The sequence below is a fragment of the Dehalobacter sp. genome, assembly GCA_023667845.1.
In the GTDB taxonomy this organism is placed as follows: domain Bacteria; phylum Bacillota; class Desulfitobacteriia; order Desulfitobacteriales; family Syntrophobotulaceae; genus Dehalobacter.
On record JAMPIU010000038.1, the window covers coordinates 1 to 7,275 of the forward strand.

Genomic DNA, 7,275 nt, shown 5'->3' on the forward strand with positions numbered 1-7,275 from the left:
TGCTTTTCTCCTACGGCTCTGACTGGGGCTCGGCAGGCCGCTGGTGGCTCGAACTCTTCACGCCGTTGCGCAAGCTGCGCCTTTGTCCAATGGAGAAGCTGCTGGAAACCCGAAAGGGGACGGTGGCAGAACAAGAAATTGTGCTTGACTGCGAAATGGATAAAAAATTCAAGCCGGGGTTGTATCGCCAAACCGAGCTTTTTTTATCTGGCAATGCCGGTGGGCTATGTACGTTCAGCGAACTAAAGGAGAGATATAATTATTTCTGCGATATAGCCGGTTATCCCAATAATGCTTAGTCTTTACAAAAGCAAACTGGTACCTGTACTGGTTCGTTTTGTAAGATCGGCCCCCATATTTGTTATAACAAGTATGGGGTTTCGTTTTTTATTCATTGCAATGCAAGTGCTCTCAATCTGGTTCATTTTTGGGTGGGTCGGGGGAAAGGTCAATGGGCATGTTTTGGATATCATTGGTTTGCCAGCAGTCTCATATGTTTATCTCTGCATTGGCGCGGCTGGATTTATTAGCGCAACTTTGTTCTCGTTGCTTTCTAAGATAAGTATTTTGAAAGCCACGTTCAAGTTCGAGAGAGTTGTAGTCGAACAAAGCCTAGTGAATGGCGTTATAGTGACTAAGGGGGACTTAAAGAGCATCGTAAAATTGATTATCTCTATCATGGATGTTGCTGTTCCTCTTGGGATGATACTTCTCGTATCGGCATTGTGGTTATTTATAACCCCTTACAGTTTGTTGTTATTTGTTTTTTTTATATTAGTGGGGACGTGGTTTCTAAAAAAAGGTGTAGGCTTTTCTGCGAAACGGTATAGGGTTGTTTCGGCTCGAAACAAAATAAATAGTTATTTTGGTAGTGAGGAACATCTGGCGTTCTATAGGATACTGCTTTTGCCGAATTATATAACGCTTATTTCGGTGGTGATAGTCGCTGTGTCAATTGTAGTAAGTATAGTTGCTGCTAAGTTATACTTTGCCTCGCATGGAGGGCAGGTTGGATATATGGCGATACTTACTGGTGTCGCTTTTCTGCAAGTAAGGTCATTCGGTAATGTTGTATTAAGGGCCGGTGCATATAATAAGAGTCTTGCTGCTATCTATGATGTATTGATCGCAAAAAAGGCTAGGGGATGAGAATTATATTTCTATTGGGTTCGCTTAGTTCTATGGCGGCCAAGCAATTGCTTAGGTTAAATGGCGATAGAATTTATTATTTTTCAACTCATGAAGTTTCGCTACCTGGGGCTCAAGTTTCGTGTTACCAGTTGCCTAATCCACAAGTGGACTCTATGAAAGAAACAGATATCGTAGAAAGTTGCATCGAACGCAACATACTACGTCTAGCTTCGCTTGGTGATGATGCAGACCTAATGCGACGTGTCTTGCGTCTATCGGAGCTCCGCATTGAGGCTAGATCTTATCTGAATGCGGTTGCCTTTCTGCAGAAATCCTCGCTAGCGGAGAGGAAGGCCATCCGGTCAGTGACATTTGTATCGCATTATCTTTGTAGTGAAGATGCCACCCCAGCGCTTCAGATGAATATCTCCTGGTGTCATGCCCTTCACTCACGATTTTTTATTCTATTTCCAAGATTAAATTATATTTTTTCGATCATTCATATGCTAGAAGAACAGTTATTGCGCTGGCATAGATTACGTTTAAAATGAGCATAAAATATTTTATAGCTAGCAGGATGTCTATTTGCTCTTATAAAGAGCTATCCGACAAGTTTTCTTTTTTGAATTTAATTATGACAGAGGCTAGAGCATCTAGTGTTCGACAGAAATTAGTGAGTTTTTATCCTATTGTCGATCGCTGTTTGGAAAAGGGCCGAAGAGTAAATTTGGTAGTCTTTGTGGCTGAAAAGGACTTACAAGGCGCGCGAGTTATTTATACAGAATGTTTTTTGGATTATTTGCAGAACGAAAAGATTAATCTCATATTCGTTACGCCAGTTCAGGGGCTTATCGAAAAGCTCGCCTTGCTCAATAATGTCATTATAAATCTCTTTAAGCTGCGCGAACCATTCGCTGCTCGTTTGAACATTGCCTGTCTTGCGGCCCTTGCTCGGGCGCGCATAAAAATGTTCTACAGTGTATACGATGCGCTCCCATGCGATAATTGGTTGGGGCTCACTGGTGGAATAGAGCTTCCAGCGCTTAAGAATAGAGCTAAGTGGTCAGGAAAAAGAACTTTAATTAGCGCCCTGCAGTTTGGACAAGCGTCTATGGAGCAAAAGCACTTTGCGGGTTATAGCGTAAACAATCTGTTTGTCTACGATATACACAGCGAGGAAGTATTTAATCGTCTAAATCTTCATGTGGATAATTTGGTCATTGCAGGTTCCTCCGAGTTCGAGTACTACGCTAGTAGATTGCATAATATTAAGTTGGCTGATGAGGATAGATTGAATATTGTTTTCGTTGATCAGCCTGTTATGCAGCGTAGCGAATATAGTTTTTCTTTTTTAAAGTCATTTTTAAAAATTATAAATGCGATTAATGCGGATCCCAGGATAAATATTACTATAAAGCCTCACCCGCGCGGATCAGCTTTTGACGCAGGACAACTTACTGGTTTGCCGGTCGCCCACAATTGGAGCGATTGCCTTTCTAGAGCTCATATTGTTATTGGCTTTTTTTCGAATCTCTGCGATTTTGCGCTCTACTCTGGGAGAATTACTTTTTATGTCGGCAGCGAATCAATTCTCGATTATCAAAAAAAACAATGGATTACTGAGCGCGGCGGGTATATTACAAATGATCTTGAGTATTTGTTGCTGAAAATTATGCGCTTTAAAAACAGCTACGCTGAAATTGCTGCTCAGATAATAAATTCTGAAAAACAGGAATCGCAGCTTCCATCTAGTGTTATTTACAATAAAATGGTGGCTTGCAGTGAAGCCATCTGAGTCGGTTGAATGGATGAAGTGCTTCGAGTTGCGCGTTGATGAATTAAATAAACGTGTTTTCGGAATAGACTGTTGGCCAGTTATTAGAAATACTTTTCTTTCGATGGTCCATGCTAAGAGTAATAGCTATTTTCCTCGATTTCCGACGCGACGCCGTTCAATAACTAGTTTAATTATATCTTTAATTAAATTGTTTTTTTTAAAAAAAGCGGACACCTTTATTCTTAGTGATGGTAAGTTTTGCGAGGAAGTTAATGGAAGACTATATCTAAAAGATTCATATGCTCTAGCTGAAAGGGAGAAGCTTAACCGGCGATCTGTTATGATTGCATTACAGGGGATTAATGTTAATTATAATATTGTAGATAGGGAGCGGTGCGTATCAATTTATCCAATATTACTTGTTTCAGCATTTGTTTCAAGGTTTTATTTTTTGTCTAATATGATTCCTGGCTTGTCAGGCTATCTTCGTGCTTTATTAGATGAGCTATATAAGACGCCATTTTTCCCTGATGCGCAGATTGATTCTGCTGCAGTATTAAGGCAGCTACGCAAAAATATAGTGTTTTCTATAGTTGCCGCGAAGTTATTTTCTTGCATCTTAAAGAAGACTGGATGCACTAAGGCGTATGTTGTCTGTTATTACTCTATTCTCGGTATGTCTCTATGTGCAGCCTGTCATCGTTTGGGCATACCTATCGCGGATGTTCAGCATGGTGTATCTGGGAGGAATATGCGCGCGTACGCGGGCTGGATGAAGTGCCCGGTTGATGGTTATACGACTTTACCCAGCCATTTTCTAGCATGGACGCATTTTGATAGCACTGCAATCAATGAGCACGCGCCATTTCGACATAATCTTCATCAAGCAAGTTGTGTCGGTTCTCTATGGCGATCTTATAGACTAGAGACCGGTCTAGCCGAAATTTGTCGAAGCGAGTGGGCCGATTTTATTCATAAAATTGCAAGTTACAGGAAGAGAATTACTATAACACTGCAATCTACCATTGTTCCGCCGATTGTAATGGAACTGATCGCTGGCGCTGGTGCCGATGATTGCTTTCTAATTAGAGCGCATCCTGATTTCGCTTGCGACTCAGCTGTTACACATCTGGCATGGCTTGGTGCTCATTTCAATAATGTTTTTGTCCTTGAGCCATCTCGAATGCCAATTGATCTATTAATGTCTGTCAGCGATGTCAATATTACCGGTTGGTCCGCTTCTGTATATGACGCTTATTTCGAGGGGGTTAGATCTATTGTCGTATCTGAGCTGGGGCGTGATTATTTTGAAGATTTTATCAGGGAAGGATTGGTGGTTTATGCTGAGAATTACTCGTGGTTGAAGAATCATGCATTTTCCTTAAGCCGATTCGCCTATGCAGTAGATTAGTCTAATCGCTGTATGGGGTGCGGTGAATTATTTTATGGATGATTTTTAGATGCTAAATATTTTATATGTTGGCGCACGCAAGGCGTTGCCGTTATTTATTAAACGTAAGATTGTGTTGTTTTCGCGAGGAGCCACAATTTTTTGCAATAAGTATCTTGGGTTAAAAGTTAAGTCAATCATGTCTCTTCATGAAAAATTTCTTGAATCCGTGCCTCAGGCAGGAGGGGCGTCTGTTAATGCGGGTCTGCTTATTCCTGTAAAGCACAATGAATTACGGTTTGCTGTAGATTTGATTGATGTTGAAGACCTTTTGGAGACGCAGGGTCTTAAGAGCTTGCTTTTCATTGAAAGTGCTGCGGCTAAATTTCATTATAAACAGTTGATAGAGTTTTCACTTACTAAGCAATGTTTCATTGTTTTTAGAGCAAAAAAAGACTATCTGGAGTTTATTGATAGTGCGGTATCAATGAGTGTTTTGCTGGATGATATATCCGGGAGGGTTCTCTATATCCCCACTATTGATCCGGCGCTCGATGAGTCGGTCTATCTTCAGGCGGACACCCTTTCTGCTAAGTTTATTGATTGTCTTGGGAGTGAGTTATCTAACACGCCGCAATATGAAAAATTTTCTCATTTTCTAAATTCATTGCAGGTTGGGGTGTCGGATAGATTGGTTGGGTGGGTAAGAAGCTATAACTTTATTTTGAATTTTGCTGAAACGCACGCCGTTGAAAAATTTTATATATTCGGAAATAGGTTGCTTGATAATAATCTGCTGGCATTCGCGGTTGGTTCTTCAAGGAAAATTCCGACCGCAATTGTTCGCTTTTGGTGTGGCAGAAGATTCAAGTCGCTCTCGCAAGTGGTGATGAGTGATATGGTTAGCCGTGATTGGATTCCCTCGGATAGATTTACGACTACGAAATATCATATTTCTGACTGCTGTGAGAAGGGAGATAATATTTTTATTTTCTTTGGGAATTTGCGAGATCCAATGTATAAAGGGACGCTGCTGCCAGTCCTTCAGCAGTTCGTACGTAAAACAAACGAAAAAATTCTTGTATTGTTGCCCTATGCTGATGTATTGGATGACGATAATAAGCGCTACACTTATATTTTGCCGTCAGTTGAGAAAGATGATGCTTCAGGGATGGCTGAGTTCAATAAGTATTTTGATCTTGCTTTAGATGCTTTTTTATCTTCACCTCTTTTGGAGGGTACAAGCAGTGGATTGCTTGCCTTGTACGCTGCCTTAAATTCAAGAAAGTCTCTTCATCGACTTTTTAGAGATTCTTATGGTCTTATGCGGGAAATTGATAGGACGCTATTGGTGGCGAACGTATCGGCTCTTATCTCAAATCCCGGACGCCTGTGGCCATCCCAATTTACTGTGGGTTATTTGAAATCTGTTGCATCATTCGATATACAGAGTGGGACGTTTTCTCGTTCTGGTCGCTATAAAAAACCTGGCTCCACTTATGTTCTTGCTGTGGACGATTTCTCTAGAGCTGTTTATGTGGATTATTTGGGGGTCAACGATTCTAATGTAGAGGTGGTTGGGGCCCCTAGGATTGATGCTCGATTATCTGCGATCAGAGCTTTTACAAAAGAGCAAAGTCGTGAAGCTATAGCTATCTGTGATACGACTTATAATATATTGTGTTTGGCGACTCAGCCTTATGATATTGACTTGATGAGTTCAATGGTAAGAGTGGCCTGTGATTTTTTAGAGTCACATGATGATTGGTTTCTTTTGATCAGCATGCATCCAAACGAAAATGATGCTTTTGCGAATGCTTATTCCGCTGTGTTGCGGAACCTTGATTGCTCGCAACGGGCAGTCATTTCGCGTGGTAACATTTATCATAATCTTAATGCTTCTGATGCGGTTATTACCTATTTTAGTACCGCTGGTTTAGAGGCGTTTTGCCTCGATAAGCCTGTGCTGGCATATAGACCAAAAGATTATTCGACGGTCCCTTTTGATTTGTGTGAGCTAGGTGTTGCGAGGCCTTTTGTTGGTCGGGATGATTTAAATTATTTATTGAATTCCTCAAGCGAGAGGGGGAGTGGGTCACAAGGATTAATGCGTCTAAAAGATGGCCGCTCAGTCGAAAGAATATGCGATTTCATCTTGGGCAGAGTGGCTGAAAAAAAATTACTTGAATAGACTTTTCTCTACATTTATGAGGCGGGTATGGAGGGTAATTCATATCATATGAAGAGAGGCTTCGATTTCGTGGTTTCTTTTTTGTTAATGCTATTGTTTGCTCCGATTTTTTTGATTTTGTATTTGTTGGTATTGCAAGATCTTGGGCGCCCTGCGCTCTTTAATCAGCAGCGACCTGGCTACAAAGGGCGCAAATTTACAGTGTATAAATTTCGAACCATGTATGAGATGGAGCCTGATGGTTTGCTCGGTATCGGCGATGCGGAGCGAATGACACGCGTAGGCCGCTTTTTGCGTAGTACCAGTCTCGATGAGCTACCCCAGCTGCTGAATGTGCTAAAGGGTGAGATGAGTCTTGTCGGGCCACGCCCTTTACTGATGGATTATTTGCCCTTGTATAACAAACGACAAATGCGCCGGCATGATGTCCTGCCTGGCATCACGGGCTGGGCGCAGGTAAATGGGCGCAACAATCTGAGTTGGCAGGAGAAATTCGAGTTCGATATCTGGTACGTTGAAAACAGATCGTTCTTACTGGATATGAAAATCCTGTGGCTGACGGTCGTTAAAGTGTTCAAGAGGGAAGGTGTCTCTTCTCAAGGACATGCGACCTCGGTGCGGTTCGAGGGCAACGATAAGTGAAAAGGCTTGCGATTTTTGGTGCTAGCGGGCATGGCAGGGTCGTCGCCGACATAGCCGAGTGCTGCGGTTGGGAGGTGTTTTTTTTCGACGATGCTGAGCCAATGGACGGCGCGACCCTAGGCTTGCCTTATTGCGGGACGTTCG

Annotated in this window: 7 protein-coding genes; all 7 read left to right on the forward strand. The window is 42.0% G+C overall.

Going from position 1 to position 7,275, the window contains the following annotated elements:
* Nucleotides 1-299, forward strand: a 299-nt coding sequence (locus NC238_01735; GenBank protein ID MCM1564677.1) for a hypothetical protein, incomplete at its 5' end; no start/stop codon positions are given.
* 163 nt (nt 300-462) lie between these two features.
* Nucleotides 463-1,149 carry a hypothetical protein gene (locus tag NC238_01740; GenBank protein MCM1564678.1) on the forward strand — a complete coding sequence of 229 codons (687 nt, stop codon included), beginning with the start codon at nt 463-465 and terminating at the stop codon, nt 1,147-1,149.
* Nucleotides 1,150-1,708: 559 nt separating this feature from the next.
* A complete protein-coding gene (locus NC238_01745; protein MCM1564679.1) occupies nt 1,709-2,926 on the forward strand; it encodes a hypothetical protein in 1,218 nt (405 codons plus the stop codon).
* Complete coding sequence (locus NC238_01750) at nt 2,913-4,319, forward strand: hypothetical protein (protein ID MCM1564680.1); 1,407 nt, start codon at nt 2,913-2,915, stop codon at nt 4,317-4,319. The genes NC238_01745 and NC238_01750 overlap by 14 nt, the downstream gene beginning before the upstream one ends.
* Nucleotides 4,320-4,368: 49 nt before the next feature.
* Complete coding sequence (locus NC238_01755) at nt 4,369-6,489, forward strand: CDP-glycerol glycerophosphotransferase family protein (GenBank protein ID MCM1564681.1); 2,121 nt, start codon at nt 4,369-4,371, stop codon at nt 6,487-6,489.
* Nucleotides 6,490-6,516: 27 nt separating this feature from the next.
* Nucleotides 6,517-7,131, forward strand: a complete 615-nt coding sequence (locus NC238_01760; GenBank protein MCM1564682.1) for a sugar transferase — start codon at nt 6,517-6,519, stop codon at nt 7,129-7,131.
* On the forward strand, nt 7,128-7,275 hold a 148-nt coding region (locus NC238_01765; GenBank protein ID MCM1564683.1), incomplete at its 3' end, for an acetyltransferase. The genes NC238_01760 and NC238_01765, both read left to right, overlap by 4 nt.